Source organism: Longimicrobiales bacterium (assembly GCA_029245345.1).
Lineage (GTDB): Bacteria > Gemmatimonadota > Gemmatimonadetes > Longimicrobiales > Gaopeijiaceae > CALFPJ01.
Map to the genome: position 1 here is coordinate 509,059 of JAQWPM010000012.1, position 18,063 is coordinate 527,121.

At 61.5% G+C, this 18,063-nt stretch carries 14 protein-coding genes; 11 read left to right on the forward strand and 3 right to left on the reverse strand.

Features of this window, described 5'->3' with window-relative positions; genetic code table 11:
• Positions 1-25: 25 nt before the first annotated feature.
• The 8 genes from P8L30_05335 (at position 26) to P8L30_05370 (ending at position 14,472) form a co-directional block, all read left to right on the forward strand.
• A complete protein-coding gene (locus P8L30_05335) occupies positions 26-2,311 on the forward strand; it encodes a hypothetical protein (protein MDG2239604.1) in 2,286 nt (761 codons plus the stop codon).
• Entirely contained in the window at positions 2,308-3,330 is a 1,023-nt protein-coding gene (locus P8L30_05340) for a hypothetical protein (protein ID MDG2239605.1), read from the forward strand. The genes P8L30_05335 and P8L30_05340 overlap by 4 nt, the downstream gene beginning before the upstream one ends.
• A complete protein-coding gene (locus P8L30_05345; protein MDG2239606.1) occupies positions 3,327-5,969 on the forward strand; it encodes a tetratricopeptide repeat protein in 2,643 nt (880 codons plus the stop codon). The genes P8L30_05340 and P8L30_05345 overlap by 4 nt, the downstream gene beginning before the upstream one ends.
• On the forward strand, positions 5,966-6,784 hold the full coding sequence (locus P8L30_05350; GenBank protein ID MDG2239607.1) for a DUF4159 domain-containing protein: 819 nt from the start codon (positions 5,966-5,968) through the stop codon (positions 6,782-6,784). Before P8L30_05345 ends, P8L30_05350 begins: the two co-directional genes overlap by 4 nt.
• Before the next feature lie 44 nt (positions 6,785-6,828).
• Positions 6,829-7,869: an AAA family ATPase gene (locus P8L30_05355; protein MDG2239608.1), complete on the forward strand. Its 1,041-nt coding sequence runs from the start codon at positions 6,829-6,831 to the stop codon at positions 7,867-7,869.
• 9 nt (positions 7,870-7,878) lie between these two features.
• A complete protein-coding gene (locus tag P8L30_05360) occupies positions 7,879-8,802 on the forward strand; it encodes a DUF58 domain-containing protein (GenBank protein MDG2239609.1) in 924 nt (307 codons plus the stop codon).
• Positions 8,799-10,922, forward strand: a complete 2,124-nt coding sequence (locus tag P8L30_05365) for a BatA domain-containing protein (protein ID MDG2239610.1) — start codon at positions 8,799-8,801, stop codon at positions 10,920-10,922. The genes P8L30_05360 and P8L30_05365 overlap by 4 nt, the downstream gene beginning before the upstream one ends.
• A 73-nt stretch (positions 10,923-10,995) precedes the next feature.
• Positions 10,996-14,472: a hypothetical protein gene (locus tag P8L30_05370; GenBank protein MDG2239611.1), complete on the forward strand. Its 3,477-nt coding sequence runs from the start codon at positions 10,996-10,998 to the stop codon at positions 14,470-14,472.
• Between the two features lie 62 nt (positions 14,473-14,534).
• On the opposite strand, the gene P8L30_05375 is transcribed toward P8L30_05370, so the two are convergent.
• Both P8L30_05375 and P8L30_05380 read right to left on the reverse strand, forming a co-directional pair.
• Positions 14,535-15,008, reverse strand: coding sequence for a response regulator (locus P8L30_05375; GenBank protein MDG2239612.1), 474 nt, complete (start codon positions 15,006-15,008; stop codon positions 14,535-14,537).
• Positions 15,009-15,190: 182 nt separating this feature from the next.
• Positions 15,191-15,319 (reverse strand): hypothetical protein, encoded by a 129-nt coding sequence (locus P8L30_05380; GenBank protein MDG2239613.1) that lies wholly within the window; start codon positions 15,317-15,319, stop codon positions 15,191-15,193.
• Between the two features lie 101 nt (positions 15,320-15,420).
• On the opposite strand from P8L30_05380, the gene P8L30_05385 reads away from it, so the two are divergent.
• Both P8L30_05385 and ettA read left to right on the forward strand, forming a co-directional pair.
• Positions 15,421-15,657 (forward strand): hypothetical protein, encoded by a 237-nt coding sequence (locus P8L30_05385; GenBank protein ID MDG2239614.1) that lies wholly within the window; start codon positions 15,421-15,423, stop codon positions 15,655-15,657.
• Between the two features lie 179 nt (positions 15,658-15,836).
• Positions 15,837-17,519: an energy-dependent translational throttle protein EttA gene (gene ettA / locus P8L30_05390; protein MDG2239615.1), complete on the forward strand. Its 1,683-nt coding sequence runs from the start codon at positions 15,837-15,839 to the stop codon at positions 17,517-17,519.
• A gap of 13 nt (positions 17,520-17,532) precedes the next feature.
• Here ettA and P8L30_05395 read toward each other — a convergent pair whose 3' ends face one another.
• Positions 17,533-17,826, reverse strand: coding sequence for a hypothetical protein (locus P8L30_05395; GenBank protein ID MDG2239616.1), 294 nt, complete (start codon positions 17,824-17,826; stop codon positions 17,533-17,535).
• Between the two features lie 13 nt (positions 17,827-17,839).
• Between P8L30_05395 and P8L30_05400 the strand changes: the two genes are divergently transcribed.
• Complete coding sequence (locus P8L30_05400; protein MDG2239617.1) at positions 17,840-18,061, forward strand: hypothetical protein; 222 nt, start codon at positions 17,840-17,842, stop codon at positions 18,059-18,061.
• Positions 18,062-18,063: the final 2 nt, after the last annotated feature.

Here is an 18,063-nt window from a genome sequence, read left to right on the forward strand (position 1 = left end):
AGATCGGCGCCCGAGGAGTCCAGGCATGAGCAGGATTTTCGAGTTCCTGTTCAAGTACCGCCCGCTCGTCTTCGAGCAGGGAGAATTCGCTTTTGGTGCCCCGGGCTCTGTTCGCTTCTGGCTTATGGTCGGGGCAGTCGTAGGCGCAGGTGCTGTTGCGAGCTATACGCTCGCGCGCGGGAAGAGCAGCGTCATGGATCGCGGCATCATGGCCACCCTCCGCGTGATGCTCCTCGCCGTGCTCGTCTTCGCGCTCCTGCAGCCGGCCCTGATCCTGTCCACGATCGTGCCGCAACAGAACTTCTTGGGCGTGCTGATTGACGACTCGCGCAGCATGGGCCTGGAAGACGCCAACGGCGCCACACGAGCCGATTTCGTGACGCAAGCGTTCACGCCAGGTGAGAGCGAGCTTCTCGACGAGCTCTCCGAGCGATTCGTTCTTCGCTTCTTCCGATTCTCTGACGTCGCAGGTCGAATCGACGGCCCTGGAGAACTGACGTACGACGGCACCCACACCGACCTGGCCGGCGCGCTAGATGCCGCCCGCCAAGAGTTGGCCGGAGTACCACTGTCGGGCCTCGTGATGGTGTCGGACGGAGCGGACAACGAAAACGAACCACTCACTGAAGCGCTCGTTCCGCTGCAGGCTGCAGGAGTGCCGGTGTTCACCGTCGGGCTGGGCGAGGACGCCATCACCCCCGACATCGAGCTGGGCAGGGTCGAAATGCCTCGCGCGGTCCTCGAAGGATCGTCCCTCCTCGTGGACGTGGTCATCACACAGAGAGGCTTCGGGCGGACCAGCGTACCGATCATCGTGGAAGACGAACTACGCATTCTCGCTGAGGAAACGGTCGACCTCGGAGCAGACGGCGAACCCGTAGTCGCGCGCATCAGCTTCGAACTCGATCGTGCGGGGCCCCGAAAGGTCCGCTTCAGGATCCCGACTCAACCCGGTGAGCGCGTCGAAGAGAACAACGCTCGTGACGTTCAGATCGAAGTGCGCGGCGAACGGGAGAAGATCCTCTATTTCGAGGGTGAACCCCGCTTCGAGCTCAAGTTCATCCGAAGAGCCGTAGACGACGACGAGAATGTTCAGGTTGTCACACTACAGCGCACTGCCGAAGCCAAATTCCTAAGGCTGGACGTGGACGACGGGACCGAACTCGAGTTCGGATTCCCAGCGACTCGCGAGGAATTGTACCGCTACCGCGCGCTGATCTTGGGGAGCGTGGAGGCGTCCTTCTTCTCGCACGATCAACTCCAGATGATCGCAGACTTCGTCTCCGAACGGGGCGGCGGCCTGCTCATGCTTGGCGGCGGCTCAGCCTTCGCGGAAGGTGGATGGCAAGGGACCCCCGTCGAGGAGGTCATGCCCATCATCATGCAGGAGTCCACGGGCGGACCGGAGAACTTCTTCGCAGAAGTGAAGGTCACACCTACACTGGCAGGACTGGCGCACACCGCGGTCCAGCTCAATGAAGAAGGTCCAGGCGTAGCAGCGCGGTGGGATTCACTTCCTCCCGTGACCACCGTGAACCCGATCTCCGAGCTCCGCCCCGGAGCGACATCCCTGCTCCTCGGCTCGAGTGATGCGTTGCCCGTCGATCAGATCGTTATGGCCTTCCAGCGCTACGGTCGCGGAAAATCCATCGCTCTGACCATTCAGGACTCTTGGCTTTGGCAGATGCACGCTGACGTCCGGTTGGAAGACCAGAGTCACGAATCGTTCTGGCAGCAGGTCACACGCTGGCTGGTGGACGGAGTGCCGGAGGCCGTGAGCGTGGTCACGGATCAAGAGCAGGTCGAGCCAGGTGAAAGTGTCCGGCTCACCGCATCGGTGGGCGACTCCACCTTCATCGAGGTCAACGACGCTTCCGTGACCGCCAAGATTACGAGTCCTTCTGGGTCGGTAGAAGAGGTTCCGGTCGGCTGGACCGTGGACCGTGACGGGCAGTACGAAGTCCAGTTCCGCCCAGTCGAGGATGGCGAGTACGAAGTGGAAGTCACGGCGATGCGCGGTGAGGAGGTCCTCGGCACCGACGTCACGTACCTCCACACGGCTCCCAGTAACGAAGAGTTCTTCGGGGCGCGCCGCCACGAGCAGACGCTCCAGCGCATCGCGGACGACACCGGGGGGCAGTACTACACCCCTGACAACATCGAGAATCTCCCTGAAGACATCACAGTCACGGGTGCCGGGGTCACGTTGGTCGAAGAGATGGATCTGTGGGACATGCCAATCCTCTTCTTCCTCATGCTCAGCCTCATGGGTGCAGAATGGGCGTTCCGGCGCATGCGGGGACTGGTATGATCTCCCGTCGCGCACTCCGCATCTGTGTCGCGATCCTCGCAGTGGCCTCAACCTTCTCGACACCTCGCGAGGCTGATGCTCAAGGTCGAACCCACGCCGTGATCGTTGTGGGACTGGGCGGAACCCAGGAATACCGGACGCGTTTTCACACTCAAGCGTTGGCGCTCAAGGCTGCGCTCACTGTTCGACACGGAATACCCGCTGAAAACGTGACCTACCTGGGCGAGAAGCCCGCGGAAGCTCCCGACGTCATAGCAGCCAAGTCGACACGCGCGAACGTGCTCCAGACACTCGGCGAGATCTCGCAGCGAGCGCAGCCGATGGACCGCCTTCTCGTGATTCTGATCGGCCACGGAACGTCGGCCCGGAACGAGGCTCAATTCAATCTCTCAGGCCCCGACCTCACTCCAACGGACTTCCAGACCGGGCTGATCGCGTTCCCGACGCAGACGCTGGCGCTCGTGCACACAGGGAGCGCCAGCGGCGGGTTCGTCGCACCGCTCTCTGGTCCGAACCGAATCATCATCACGGCCACGAAAACCGAGCGAGAACGGAACGCCACAGAATTTCCGCAGTTCTTCGTGGAAGCCATGACGACGGACGAGGCGGACCTGGACAAGGACGAGCGCACCTCTCTGCTCGAGGCCTTCCTCTACGCACGCGCCGAAACGGAACGGTACTACCTAGAGGGAAACGAACTCCTCCCCGAGCACGCCGTCCTCGACGACAATGGGGACGGCGAAGGCACGCATGAAGCGGGGCTCTCAGGCCCGGACGGCCCGTTGGCTGCGACGTTCCAGTTGGGCGGAGTCTCAGGCACAGCAAGTCAGGTGCCCGACGATCCCGCACTCGCGCAGCTCTACGAAGAGCGCACCGAGATCCAAGAACGCATGGACGAGTTACGCGAGGTACGTGACGCGATGGACGAAGAGATGTACCTCGGGCAGCTCGAGGAACTGCTCGTAGAGTTGGCGCTCAAGAACCGCGAGATCCGAGCACTGGAAGGAGGGGGCGCTTGAAGACGGCGCGACTCCTACCTGTGCTCGCACTGCTATGCGCGGTTCCCGTCTCGGGCCAAGACACTCAGCCGGCTAACTCGTCCGGCAGTGATGCCCGCACGGCCATGCGCAGCGGAGACTACGAAGGTGCTGAGGACACGTTCCGGCAGCTCCTGCGCGAGGACGCAACACTCTGGCAGGCTCGAGCAGATTTCGTGGAGCTCCTCACGTGGACAGGGAGGTACGAACTCGCGGAAGAACTCGCTCGTGCCGCACCGGACGCGCTGCCCATGGCCAACAGCCTAGGGGCAGTACTCGTCCTACGCGGAGACTTGGACGGAGCAGAGGCGGCCTTCCGTCACGCAGTCGACGACGGAGCGCCAGACGCGCTCACCGCAGAGGTGAATCTGGCTGAGCTTCTCTTCGGCCGTGGCCAGATCAATGACGCCATGCAGCGCTTCGACCGCTTCATCGACATCTACAACAACGCGGACGGGCGTCTGCGTGCGACTGATCTCGTCGCAGTGGGTCGGGCCGTTCACTACTTGGGCCGAAATGAGTCCGCCATGTTCGGCGATGCCCTGCGCGCCTTCGACGAAGCCACGAGCCTGGACGCGAGCTGGTCGGAGCCGAGTGTCCGGGCTGGCGACCTCTTCCTGGAGAAGTACTCGAGCCCCGAGGCCAAAACCGAGTACGAAAAGGCACTCGCACGAAATCCGCGTCATCCAGGTGCTCTCCTGGGCATGGCGAAGGCACTTTCGTTCGACAACGCGCCAGGTGCCGGCAGCGTCCTCACCCAAATCCTCGAGATCAATCCGAATCACGTCGAGGCACGCTCGATCATCGCCGCCCAACACCTGACTCGGGAAGGTATCGCAGAGGCGAAGGAAGAGGCCGAGACCGCACTGGCTGTGAACCCGCAGTCGCTCATCGCGCTCACCACACTCGCCGCGTCCCAGTTGGTGGCGGGAGAGTTGGCGGCGTTCCAGGCCACGCGCAGCCGAGCGCTCGATATCAACCCGCGCTACGCCGCCTTGGATACCGAGCTTGCCGAAATCTCCGTGCAAACCCGCCGGTACGCCCAAGCCGTAGAGCGTGCCCAAGCCGCTGTCGCCCTAGACGATGCCGCATGGGAAGCCTGGGGCCTGCTCGGAATGAACCAGCTCAGGGTAGGAGATATAGAAGAAGGCCACGCCAACATCGAAAAGGCATTCGCGGGCGATCCTTTCAACCCTTGGTTCAAAAACACCCTGGATCTGCTCGACACCTTCGAGCGCTTTGAAGTGCACCCGACCGAACACTTCGAACTCTTCTTACACGGGACTGAAGCTGACCTGCTGGCCACCTACCTCGCCCCGATCGCTGAAGAGGCCTACGACTCCCTAGCGAAGCGCTACGGAGTGGAGCCGCCACTCCCTGTGAGAGCCGAGTTCTTCCCGAGTCACGCAGATTTTTCAGTGCGCACTTTGGGCGAGGCTGGGCTTGGCGCCCTGGGCGTCAGCTTTGGCTCGGTGCTCGTAATGGATTCACCGGCTGCACGCGCCGTCGGCGACTACAACTGGGCCTCAGTCTTTTGGCACGAACTGTCCCACACGTTCCACCTGGGCATGACGGACAACCGTGTGCCTCGTTGGTTCTCAGAAGGGCTTGCCGTCCATGAGCAACGGCAGGCGCGCAGCGGCTGGGGACATCAGCCCAACATCCCGTTTCTGCAGGCGCTGCGGGACGGCGAGCTGAAAAAGGTCTCTGAATTGAATGACGGCTTCATGCGGCCGGACTTTCCGCAGCAGGTCATCTTCTCTTACTACCAAGCGTCCTTGGTCTTTCAGGTCCTCGAAGAGCAGTACGGTTTCCAAGCCATCCGGGACATGCTTGAGGGCTACAAGAACGGCGCCACCACCCCAGATCTGTTCCAATCGGTCCTCGGCTGCTCGATCGAAGACTTCGACAACGAATTCGAGGATTACCTACAGGAGCGGTTCCGCAGCCCGCTCCAGGGCCTCGTCGAACTCGGAGAGACTCCCGATCAGTCCGCCGGCGTCGAAGCCTTACAGACCTTCGTTCGAACCCACCCGGGCGACCTACTCGGACGGATCCGCTTAGGGGTAACGCTGGTCACTGAAGAACGGTGGGACGAAGCCGAGTCTCACTTGGACGAGGCGCTCCGCATCTTCCCTGACTATTCAGGTCCGGACAGTCCGCTCTGGTGGCTCGCCCAGGTGTATCGCTCGCGTGGAGACATTGAAGGCGCAGCGGCTTCACTCGACCGACTCAATTCCCTCTCCGAGTCGAACTACAACGCTCTGGTCCTGCAAGCGGATCTGCTCGAACAGCTCGGGCGGCCTGAGGCAGCGGCCGCAGCGCTCGACAAAGCCGTGCTCGTGTGGCCGTATGAAGTCGAAGTGCACGAACGACTGGCCAATCTCCACGACAACGTCGGTGACTACACCGGCGCGGTCAGAGAGCGCGCGGCCGTGGTCGCGCTGAATCCGACGGATATGGCCGAAGCGTACTACCTGCTCGCCCTGGCGCATCAGCGTGCATCCGACACGCCATCTGCCCGCCGAGCGGTTCTCCAGGCGCTCGATATCGCACCCAACTACGACGCAGCGCTCGAACTCCTCCTACTGCTGCGCTCGGGCAATGGGGCTACATCATGATTGTAAGAAGCCTCGCTGCTCTGCTCGTCGTGGGATCGGCCGCGACGTACTACGTGTCGGCTCGTCCGGGCCCTGAACTGGCGGACCTTCCAACCGCGGCTTCGCCTGCCCCGCAGTCGTATCAGGACATCAACGCACCGTACGACGCCAAGTACCACTTCGTACGCATACGCTACGACGTGGGCAACAGCGGCCTCGCGGGCTTTGGGCGACGGAGAAGAGGCGGCCGCGAACCCGCATGGGCGCACGACTACCCCCGGGCCGAAAGGAATTTTTTGCAGATCCTCAACGAGACCACGTTCGTCGATTCCCAGACCGAGGGTTCGAACGTCATCACGCTGGATGACCCTGAGTTCTTCAAGTATCCCATCGCTTATATCGTCGAGGTCGGATCATGGAATCCGACTGACGAGGAAATCACCAACCTGGGGGCCTACCTCAACAAGGGTGGATTCCTGATCGTCGACGACACCCGTAACGAGCGCGGCTACGAACTCCAGAACTTCGCGTTCCACATGGATCGCGCACTCCCTGGGCTCCTCCTCGTGTCTCTCGATCACGATCACGAAATCTTCGATTCCTTTTTTAGAATCGATCCGCTCAAGGTCATTCCGCCCTACGGGCCCAGAAACGTCCAGTACTACGCAATCTTCGAGGACAACGACCCCACGAAGCGCATGATGGTGTTGTTGAACCTCAACAACGACATCGCTGAGTACTGGGAATACAGCGGTCAGGGCTACGCCCCGATCGACTTGGAAAACGAAGCGTACAAGCTAGGTGTCAACTATATCGTGTACGCCCTCACACACTGATCCACAAAAGCGCCTAGGCGCCAATACTGATACGGAGAGGACCTTTGACTGACGACGCGATCGGAACCGTCGAACTCGACAATGCCGACGACGTAGCACTCGCGGACAAGATGAAGCATGGCCGCAAGCAGATAATCAGCGAGCTTCGCAAGCTGATCGTCGGGCAGGAACAGGTCATCGAGGAGGTCCTCCTCACACTCTTCGTAGGCGGCAACTCGTTGCTCATGGGTGTGCCGGGCCTCGCGAAGACGCTTCTCATCCACACCATCGCCCAGGTCGTGGATCTGAACTTCTCTCGTATTCAGTTCACCCCGGACCTGATGCCGTCGGACATCACTGGAACGGACATCATTCAGGAAGACTCCGAGACGGGTCGTCGTGAGATGGTGTTTGCCCCCGGCCCGGTGTTCTCCAACATCGTGCTCGCGGATGAAATCAACCGGACTCCGCCAAAGACCCAGGCAGCGCTGCTCGAGGCTATGCAGGAGCACCGGGTCACAGTCCAGGGCCACACGTACACGCTCAAGGAGCCGTTCTACGTCTTTGCGACGCAGAACCCCATCGAACTCGAAGGAACGTATCCGCTCCCTGAGGCACAACTCGATCGCTTCATGTTCGAGATCGTCATAGAGCACCTTTCGGAAGAAGAAGAGATGGAGGTCGTTCGCAGCACGACGGGCATCTTGAAGCCGGAGTTCAGCCACGCGGTTACCGGGCCAGACCTTCTCGCCTTCCAAGAACTCGTTCGCCGCGTTCCGGTTTCGGAGTCCGTGCTCCGTTACGCCGTGAACCTGGTTCGGGCCAGCCGTCCCAGCGCGAACGGAGACTCACCAGACTTCGTGAAAAAGTGGATCGCCTACGGCGCGTCCGTCCGAGCCGCTCAGTACTTGGTGCTCGGCTCGAAAGCGAAGGCGCTCACTCAAGGCCGTTACCACGTGTCGTTCGACGACATCAAGTCACTGGCACACCCGGTCCTGAGGCACCGTATTCTCACGAACTTCCACGCGGAGTCCGAGGGTCGCACAACAGGCGAGATCATCGACCGGTTGCTCGAGCACGTCCCTGTCCCCACTTCAGGGATGTAGGCGACCCCTTTGCCCGCACACACGAAAGCTCCGGCCGCCTCAGGCGGCGCGCAGTTCCTCGATCCGGCTGTACTCGCTCGGATCAACAACTTGGAACTGCTCGCGCGCACAGTAGTCGACGGATTCCTCACGGGCCTGCACCGCTCCCCACACCTCGGGTTCAGCACGGACTTTGCGGAGCACCGACCGTACATGCCGGGGGACGACATCCGGCGTATCGACTGGAGACTCTTCGCTCGCTCCGATCGGCATTACATCAAGCTGTTCGAGGCCCAAACGAACGCGAACTTCGCCGTGCTGCTCGACGTGTCGAGTTCTATGAAGTACGGGAGCCATTCGGTCACGAAGCTCGACTACTCTCGCTATCTCGCGGCATGCCTGTCGTTCTTTTCAAACCGACAGCGCGACCGAGTGGGGTTGGTCACATTCGACGAGGACATCGTCGACTACGTGCCACCGTCGATGAAACATTTCGACACGATTCTTCACTCGCTAGACCGGGCACAGCCGGCGCGCAAAGGCTCACTTAATGCGCCCTTCTTGAAGGTCGCCGAGTTGTTACGGCGGAAGGGCATCTTGGTCGTCATTTCGGACTTATATGAAGAGCCGGATGACATTCTGGAGGCGATCGGTCCTCTGCGTGCCCGCGGCCACGACGTGATCGTGTTCCACGTCTTGGATCCCGCCGAGCTGACCTTTCCGTTCGAGGATCCATCAGCGTTCCAAGACATAGAGACCGGCGCGCAGATACCCGTCGTTCCAGCACGCCTGAAGGAAGACTACCTGCGACTGATGGGTGCCCACCTGACTACAGTCGAGAAACGCTTCACCGACAACCGCATCGACTATCAGTTGCTCGACACTTCCCAGCCGTTGGACATCGCGTTGTTCAAATACCTGCTGGCCCGCGAACGGTTGAGTAAGAAACGATGAGTCTCGGTCTTCTTGTTCCTCTCTTCCTGCTCGGTTTGGCCGGGGTCGTGGTCCCGATCGTGGTGCACCTCACGCGTCGGCAGCGCCGAAACGTGGTCGAGTTCCCATCACTCATGTTCCTGGAGAAGATCCCGTTCCAGGAGCAGAGACGGCGACGCATTCAGCACTGGTTCCTGCTGTCGATGCGCGCGCTCGCCCTCGCTCTGGTTGCATTTGCGTTCACCCGACCGTTCTTCGAACAGGGCTCGCTTGCAATCGGAGGTGCGAACGGACCACGCGAGGTCGTGGTCCTGCTCGACCAGTCCTACAGCATGCAGGTCGGCGACCAATTCGAGCGAGCGCTTGAAGAAGCCAGTCAGGTCTTCGACGACCTCGGGCCGCTGGATCGGGCTTCGCTGGTCACCTTCGGTCAGGGCGCCCGAGTCATCGCTCGGTCGACCTCGGATCGGCAACGTCTGCAAGGCGCATTGGACACCGTCCAAGTCGGAGCCTCGGTCACTCGTTACGGTCCGGCTTTGAAGGTCGCCCAGACGATCATCGAAGAATCGGAGCTCCCCAGTGGCGAAGTGATCCTGCTCACCGATTTTCAACGCACAGGGTGGACCGGTGACGAGGGCGTGAACCTGCCACCGGGCTCCGTGGTCACTACAGTGCCCCTCGGCCCAGTGCCGGTCCTCGACAACATCGAGGTCACCGACATCGCATTGGGCAAGGAGGCAATCCAAGGTCGGGAGCGTGTCACACCCACGGCGCGCCTGGCTCGCCGTGGTGGGGACACTCCAAGAGAGGTTAGGGTCGCGCTGGAGCTCGACGGGCAGGAGATCCAAACCAGAGCCGTCACGATTCAACCGAACGGGGCCGCAACGGTGACGTTCCAGCCGTTCACGCTCTCAGGCCCACACACTCGCGGCTCAGTAAGCGTGCCGACGGACAGACTGCCGGCCGATGATGCACGCCATTTCGTCGTCTCGCCGGGTACGGCGATGTCGATGCTCGTAATCGAAGGCGGGTCGACAAGCGCCGACGCGAGCCTCTATCTCCGCCGAGCCTTGGAGATCTCTGAGGACGGGCGATTCGATATCCGCTTCCGGCGAGCGAACGGTGTGCGGCCGCAGGATCTGGACGGTATCGACGGCGTCATCCTAAATGACGCGAGCATCGACGGGGGCTCGGCGGAACGACTCCGCACCTTCGTCGAGAACGGTGGTGGTGTCCTTCTCGCTCTAGGACAGTCAGGAGGATGGCCAGCATCCGCGGCGGACCTCCTTCCAGGCGTGATCCAAAATGCAGAGGACCGTCAGCAGGGACGCGGCGGCCGGCTCGGTTTCTTGGAGTACGGCCATCCGATTTTCGAAGCCTTCTCGGGCCCCCGCAGTGGCGACTTCACGGGTGCGCGTTTCTTCCGGGCTCGTGGCTTCACGCCGAGTGACTCCGCTACCGTGCTCGCGCGCTTCGACGACGGTTCGATCGCACTCGCGGAGCTCAAGCACGGGCAGGGAACGATTCTCGTTTGGACGTCGACGCTGGATTCGTTCTGGAACGATCTCGCGCTTCAGCCCGTCTACCTGCCCTTCGTGCACCGGCTGTCCGAGTACATCACCGGACGCTCAGAGGCCCTCCCCTGGTTCAACGTGGGCCAAGTCGTGGACCTCGCGGACCCGGACGCACTCGAGGCCGCTGGCTTGGTCTCGGCAGAGGCCGCGGGATTCGTGAACGGAGTGGAGCAAGTGGCCCTGACACCGTCAGGCTCGTCCATCGCGCTTCCGGCCGAACTCGGTCCGCGCTACTTGTCACTGGATGAGGCGGGATTCTACACCGTGCGCCCGCCGGGATCTGACCCGGACCGGCCGTTCGTGATTGCAGTAAATGTCGAATTGGAAGAGTCGGGCCTCGCCCGACTGGACCCCGAAGAACTTGTGGCGCAGATCACCTCCCCGAGCGTCGGGCCCCAGGCGGGTCCAGAGTTCGCGGACGGCACAGATCTCCGCCGCGAGGACCAGGAACGCAGACAATCATGGTGGCGCTGGCTCCTTATTGCGGCATTCGCACTCTTCGTTACGGAAACACTCATCTCCAATTGGGTGTCTCGGAAAGGGAGTGTGGGGCTCGCGGCGGGTTAGAAGGCGGAGGGTGGGTGTGTAGTGACGGGGCAACAAGCTCCGTACTTTGGGTAGACGGATGAAGGAGAGGGACATGCAGAATTCAGACAGACGAATGGCACAGAGCAGGATCTTGGATGTTGTTCGCAGCGTCCGCTGGCGCTGGCGCGCCCGGATATTTCTGAGCGGCCTCACGTGGGTGGGAGCCATCACTGGTGCGGTACTCTTCCTCTCTGCAGTCGGGCTGGAGCAGATGCGCTTCTCAGCGGGTGCCGTGGTTTGGCTCCGATCGCTGACCTGGGGAACCTTCGCACTTACATCATTCTGGTTCGTTCTCCGTCCACTGCTCCGCAGCCCCAGCGACCAACAAGTCGCCCTCTATTTGGAAGAGCACGAACCATCTCTCGAGCACGCTGTAGTGACAGCCCTCGAGGCAGGAGACAGCGCGTCTCCTACCCTCGGACATGAACTCGTAGCGAGCGCGCTCGAACGCGCGAAGAAGGTCCACTACGGTCGTCGCGTCGAGCAGTCTGCCTTATACCGCTTCGGCGGCGCTCTCACGGCAGTCGCCGTAACGGCGGTCCTGTTGACGCTGGCGGGGCCCTCGCACCTCAAGAACGGCCTCTCGGCACTCTTGCTGCCCATGACCGACGCCGCCGCGGTGAACCCATATGCCGTGGCCGTGTTTCCTGGCGACACGACGATCGCGCGCGGCACCGATCAGGTTGTCACAGCCGCCCTCAGTGGATTCGAAGCAGGTGATGTCTCGATCTTCACGCGCACCGGACCGGATCAGAGCTTCCAGCGCTTGAGTATGCTCTCGGATGACGCGGGAGGATTCGAAGCGTTGTTGCTGGGTGTGGACGACCGGACCGAGTACTTCGTGGAATCCACCGGCATTCGATCGCCCACGTATACAATCGACGTGGCGGACCTTCCGTACGTCGACCAGTTGGACCTGACCTACTACTTCCCGAGCTACACCGGCCTACCGCCTCGGACTCGAGAAGACGGCGGTGACGTTGCAGCGCTTCCTGGGACCGTAGTCGAGCTGAAGATCCACCCCACAATGATCACGTCGGGTGGTCAGCTTCTTTTGGACGGGGACCCTGCCGAGGAACTCACAACGGCGGAAGATGGCTCACTCGTCGCCCGCTTCACGGTTTCCGAGCAAGGCTTCTACTCGATCAAACTCGCACGTGACAACGGCGAACTCGTGCCGGCGTCTCCCGGGTACACCATCGACGTCCTCACCGACAACCAGCCGTCGATTCAGTTCACGACTCCAGGCCGGGACGTCCCCGCCTCCCCAATCGAGGAGGTCTATCTCGAAGTCCGAGCAACGGACGACTATGGGATCGGAGATGTGCGACTGGTCTATTCCGTGAATGGTGGAGCCGAGGACACAACAAGCGTCTTCAGAAACAGCGGAACCCCGCTTCCCGAAGTCTCGACCGGGTACACCCTCTTCTTGGAAGAGTGGGAGCTCGAGCCCGGCGACCTGATCTCGTACTACGCGGTCGTTCGCGACAACCGCGGCAGTGCGAAGTCCATCGAGAGCGACATGTTCTTCCTGAATGTGCGCCCCTTCGACATCGCATTCCGCCAGGGTGAAGAACAAGGCGGCGGTGGCGGTGGCGGCGGTGGCGGCGAACCTGAAGCCGCGCTCTCCGAGCTTCAGCGCCAAATCATCTCCGCCACCTTCAATCTGATCCGCCAGAGAGACAGCTACGGCGAAAATGAGTTCAGCGAGAACGTGGTCTCGGTGTCGCTCGCGCAGGGTCGGCTGATGGAGCAAGTGGGGACACTGCTGGAGCGCATGCAGAACAGGGGCCTGACCGAAACCGATCCGGGCTTCCGAGATGTCTCCGCGATCCTACCCTTGGCCGTCGAAGCCATGACGCTGGCGCAGACCGATCTCGACACCGAGGAGCTCCGTGAGGCGCTGCCGGACGAGCAAACCGCACTGCGCTACCTACAGCAGGCGGAAGAGACGTACGAGCGCTACGTGCAACAGCAGCAACAGGGCGGCGGTGGCGGTGGTGGCGGAAGCCAGGCCGCGGCCGAAGACCTCGCTGATCTGTTCGAACTGGAACTCGACAAGCTCAAGAACCAGTACGAAACCGTTCGCCGAGGAGAACAGCAGCAGTCGGATGATCAGGTCGACGCACTCATGGAAGAGCTCCAGGAACTCGCGCGCCGACAGGAACAAGAAGCTGAACGCCAACGCAGGCGGGCTCAGCAGGGCCAGCAGGGCGGCTCCGCTTCTGCTGCAGAGTCTCAGCGTGATCTCGCCGACCAGACTGAAGAGGCAGCGCGGCAACTGCAGCGACTGGCCCGAGAAAACAACGACCCGCAGCTGGAGGAAACAGCTCGTCAACTGGACCAAGCGGCCGAGTCGATGCGTCAGGCCGCGTCGCAGGGTGGTGCGTCTGGTACAAGCGAAGCGAACTCGGCTCTTCGTCGCTTGGAGGACGCGAGGCGAGAGCTGGAGGACGCCCGTTCCGAACGCGCCCGCCGTGACGCAGAAGACGCGATCCAACGCGTCGACGAGCTACAGCAGCAGCAGCGGGAGGTGCAGCGCCGCGTCCGGGAACTGCCGACGAGCGGCGAGGAGCGCACTGCGACGATCAACCAACTGCGCGAGCGAAAAGACCAGATGACCCAAGCGGTCCAGGAACTCGAACGCGAGCTGGATCAGTCCGCCGCAGGGAGCCGAGCCGACAACCCCGAAGCGGCGCGAGCGCTTCAGGACGCGGCAGAGCAGATCCGAGAATCGAAGCTCAAGGAGAAATTGCAATACTCCCGCGGTACCATCGAACAGTGGGACCCGCAGTCAGCCGTGACCCTCGAGTTGAACATCGAAGCCGACCTTCAGGCACTCCGAGACCGCCTCGAACAGGCTGCGAGCATTTCCAGCCAGAACGAAACCAACCCCCTTGAAGAGGCCCTCGACGCGGCCCGCGAGCTGGTTCGCGGCATGGAGTCGATGGATCGGAGGCTTCAAGAGACTCAGCAGAGCCAACAGGGCCAGGAAGGCCAACAAGGACAAGGCGGCGAAGGCCAACAAGGACAGGGCGGCGAAGGCCAAGGACAGGAAGGTGGACAGCAGCAGGGCGGTCAGGGCGGAGGCAGAGCGATGAATCCAGCCGGCGGCCAGAATCGTGGTGGGGGCGCAGTTCGTTCGAACCCTCGGCCGCTCACGGATGAGGAGATTCGCCAGTTCCGCAACGAAGCCGGGCAGAGATCGGACCAGGCCCGCGACCTGCAAAACCAGCTCAGCCAAGCCGGGTATAGCGCGGAGGATCTCCAAGCCGTCGTTGCTGCGATGAACCGGCTGGAACGAGAGGGCACATACTCGGACCCCGCGCAGCTCCGGATGCTGCAACAGGAGATCCTAGACATGCTGAAACGGCTCGAGTTCGGCCTCCGCCGTGATGTGGAGGGCGATGCGGATCGAGGTGCGACGCTTTCCGGGTCAGACGAAGTGCCCGACGGATACCGGAAGCTCGTGGAGGAGTACTACCGCGCGCTTGCTCGGGGACGTTCGGGCGGCGGCGGCAACAACTAGGGAACGCATACGGCGTCCAGATCAGGGATGTAACAAAGCCCGGGGGGTCCAACTCCTCGGGCTTATCCTTCTCCCTGCTCGATCACCTCGCGGGCCTTCAACAGAAGACCGTCCACAGTAAAGGGCTTGGGCATGAAGTTGACCTCCGAGAACCGCAAACCCTGGAGGATCACCTCGTCCTCCGTGTACGCAGACATGTACAGGATGGGGATCTCGGGGTAACGCCCCTCGAAAATTTCTCCGAGCTCCCGCCCGCTCATTTCCGGCATCATAAGATCGGACAGCAGGAGCGATACCTGTCCCTGAGCGGCCTCAGCGAGTTCCAGAGCCTCGTGGCCTCCGCTCGCGGAGAGCACCGAATACCCGCCGCGCGAGAGCACTTTCGCCGCAACACTCAGAACGGCCTCATCGTCATCGACGACCAACACCGTTTGGGTCTCCCGGTCTGCACTACTAGTCAGATCAACCATATCAGCCGTTACGGCAAGGGCCGTGGGATCGTTCAGAGGGTCGCCAGCCTCAACGAGCGCTGGCAAGGAATTTCTCAATAGGGGCAAGAAAATAAAATTCGATACTAAAGCCATAGAGCGCAACCGATCCACTTGATACGTCCTGACGACGATATGTGTCATGGACATCATCAGCGACCCGGAACAGGCGGCGACCATCATGAGTCCCCCTGCGCCTAAAAGTCCTGAAGTCGCTGCATTCTGCCGGATCAGCTACGACGATCGCCGAAGATCTCGGCATCACCCGGCAGAAGGCCAACGGCCACATCCGCACGCTCGAAAAACACGGACGGGTCGAGCATGTGGAGGACAGGAAGAGAAGCAACTTCTAAGAACATGACCGAGCATTCTGACGAAGGCACTCGTTTCATCGCGATCGACCACGAGGTCCCGCCCCGCCCCCGACAAAGTCTACCGAGTCCTGACCGATCCCACCGAAGTGGAGCGCCGGTTCCCGCTGGCAGCGACAATCGACCCAGGTGGGGGGCAATCTGGCTGTCATGGGGGTCGGACTCCGGACGCACCGTTCGAGCTTCGCCTCGATCAAACCACTCAGGGAGCCGTCGTCTCGGCTCGACCCGGACACTACTTCACCGGTACCCTGCCCTCCTTGGACGACAGCCTTCTCTTCATTGAGTTGGAGGGGAAGCACGTCGGACTCTGGCTCAGCACATAAGGTAAATCGGACGATGGAGTCGCCGCACACTCCAGGGTGAACTGAACGCTCGGGTCGAGGCATCCCTGGGGGCGGCATGAGACCGGAGAGAACGGGCTCACCCACTAGGAGCCTCAGGGTTAGATTCTCGGCCCCCGGGGAAACATCCCTAGTGCCCACATCTGAACGATTTTTCGACCATGTCCGGACCGCAATTCATATACCACATGCACCGCCTCTCGAAGATCGTCCCACCGAAGCGGGAGATCCTCAAGAACATCAACTTGTCCTTCTACCCCGGCGCAAAGATCGGCGTCGTGGGGCCGAACGGATCAGGTAAGAGCTCACTCCTGCGCATCATGGCCGGACTGGACACCGATTTCCTGGGCGAAGCGTGGGCTGCGAAGGGCACGAGGATCGGCTACCTCTCCCAAGAGCCCGAACTCGACGCGAGTCTCGATGTGCGTGGCAACGTGGACTTGGCCGTGGCGGAGACGCGGAACCTCCTCAAGCGCTTCGAGGAGGTGAACCTGAAGTTCGGCGAAGACATGACCGACGATGAGATGACAGCTCTCATCGACGAACAGGCCAAACTGCAGGACCGGATCGATGCTGCAGGGGCTTGGGAGCTGGATCGGCATGTCGAGATCGCCATGGACGCGCTTCGGCTGCCGCCGGGCGATGCAGACGTCACGACCCTCTCTGGAGGTGAGATCAGGCGCGTGGCTCTCTGCCGAGTTCTTCTCGAGCAGCCTGACATGCTTCTGCTGGACGAGCCCACAAACCATCTGGACGCCGAGTCGGTGGCGTGGCTCGAGCACCATCTCGCTGCATTCTCCGGCACCATCGTCGCCATCACCCACGATCGGTACTTCTTGGACAACGTGGCGCAGTGGATTCTGGAACTCGACCGTGGACAAGGCATTCCGTGGGAAGGCAACTACACGTCGTGGCTGGAGCAGAAACAGGAGCGCCTCCGAATCGAAGAGAAGCAGGAGTCGGCTCGTCAGAGGACGCTGGGCCGGGAGTTGGACTGGATTCGGATGTCGCCGAAAGCCCGCCATGCAAAGGGCAAGGCGCGTGTCAGCGCATATGAGGATTTGCTGAGTGCCGACGAACGCGAGCAGGTGAAGACTGCGGAAATTCTGATCCCGAAAGGGCCTCGGCTGGGGAAGACGGTGATCACCGCAGATGCCGTGACAAAGGCATTCGGCGACACACTGCTCGTCGACAAGCTCTCGTTCGATGTGCCGGCTGGAGCCATCGTCGGAATCATCGGAGCGAACGGTGCGGGTAAGACCACACTATTCCGAATGATCGTGGGCCAGGAACAGCCGGATGCCGGGGCGATGGAGCTGGGCCAGACCGTTGAGCTGGCCTATGTCGACCAGTCGAGAGATGCTCTAGACCCAGACAAGACCGTCTTCGAAGAAGTCAGTCAGGGCGCAGACATTCTCTACTTCGGCCGAGCTGAGGTGAATTCTCGAGCCTATCTGTCCTGGTTCAACTTCCGAGGCGCCGACCAACAGAAGAAGGTCGGTGTGCTGTCCGGTGGTGAACGGAATCGCCTGCACTTGGCGAAGCTGCTCAAAGAAGGTGGCAACGTGATGCTTCTCGATGAGCCGACAAACGATCTAGACGTCGACACCCTGATGGCGCTCGAAAACGCCATTCTGGACTTCGCAGGCTGTGTCCTCGTGATCTCTCACGATCGTTGGTTCCTGGATCGTGTCGCGACGCACATCCTCGCATTCGAAGGCGATTCCAAGGTGACCTGGTTCGAGGGGAACCACTCGGAGTACGAAGACGACCGGAGGGCTCGCCTAGGTGCCGACGCGATCCAACCGCACCGCATAAAGTACCGGAAGTTGGTACGCGACTAAAACACATAAGTGCTCATTCGAAGAGCGTGGGCAGGCCACTTTTCGCCTGCGGCGCATATTCGGGTGTCCAGGGCCTCAACTCACCGAGGCCTTCAGGCCGTAGGACGGTCAATCCAAAGGAGCGAATGACAGCACGGGGGTCTCCCGGGCTTATTATGGCTCCGTCGCGCTTGTGTCCCCTGTCCAACGAGTCTGAGTGCCAATAGTAGACCTGGACCCCACGTCCGAAGAGGGCCCGGACGAAATCGTTGAGATCATCAGCACTCCCGAGGCCCGTGAGCGGCTCCTCGCGGAGGCGTTGGCGCATGCCGAGGTCCAGGATGCGCATTACAAGCAGCTGCTATGGGATCGGCATCGGGTTGCTGGCTTCCCTGGGGCTTGGCTATTTCGTGGAGCCGATGTTGTTCCAAGTGTCTCCTCGTGAACCATCGATCTACGTGTGCGTTGCGATTGCCCTTCTCGCGATCGCCGGCTTGGCAGAGACATTGCCGGCATGGTGGGCGACCCGTGTCGACCCGACTGAGGCGTTGCGCACGGACTGAGC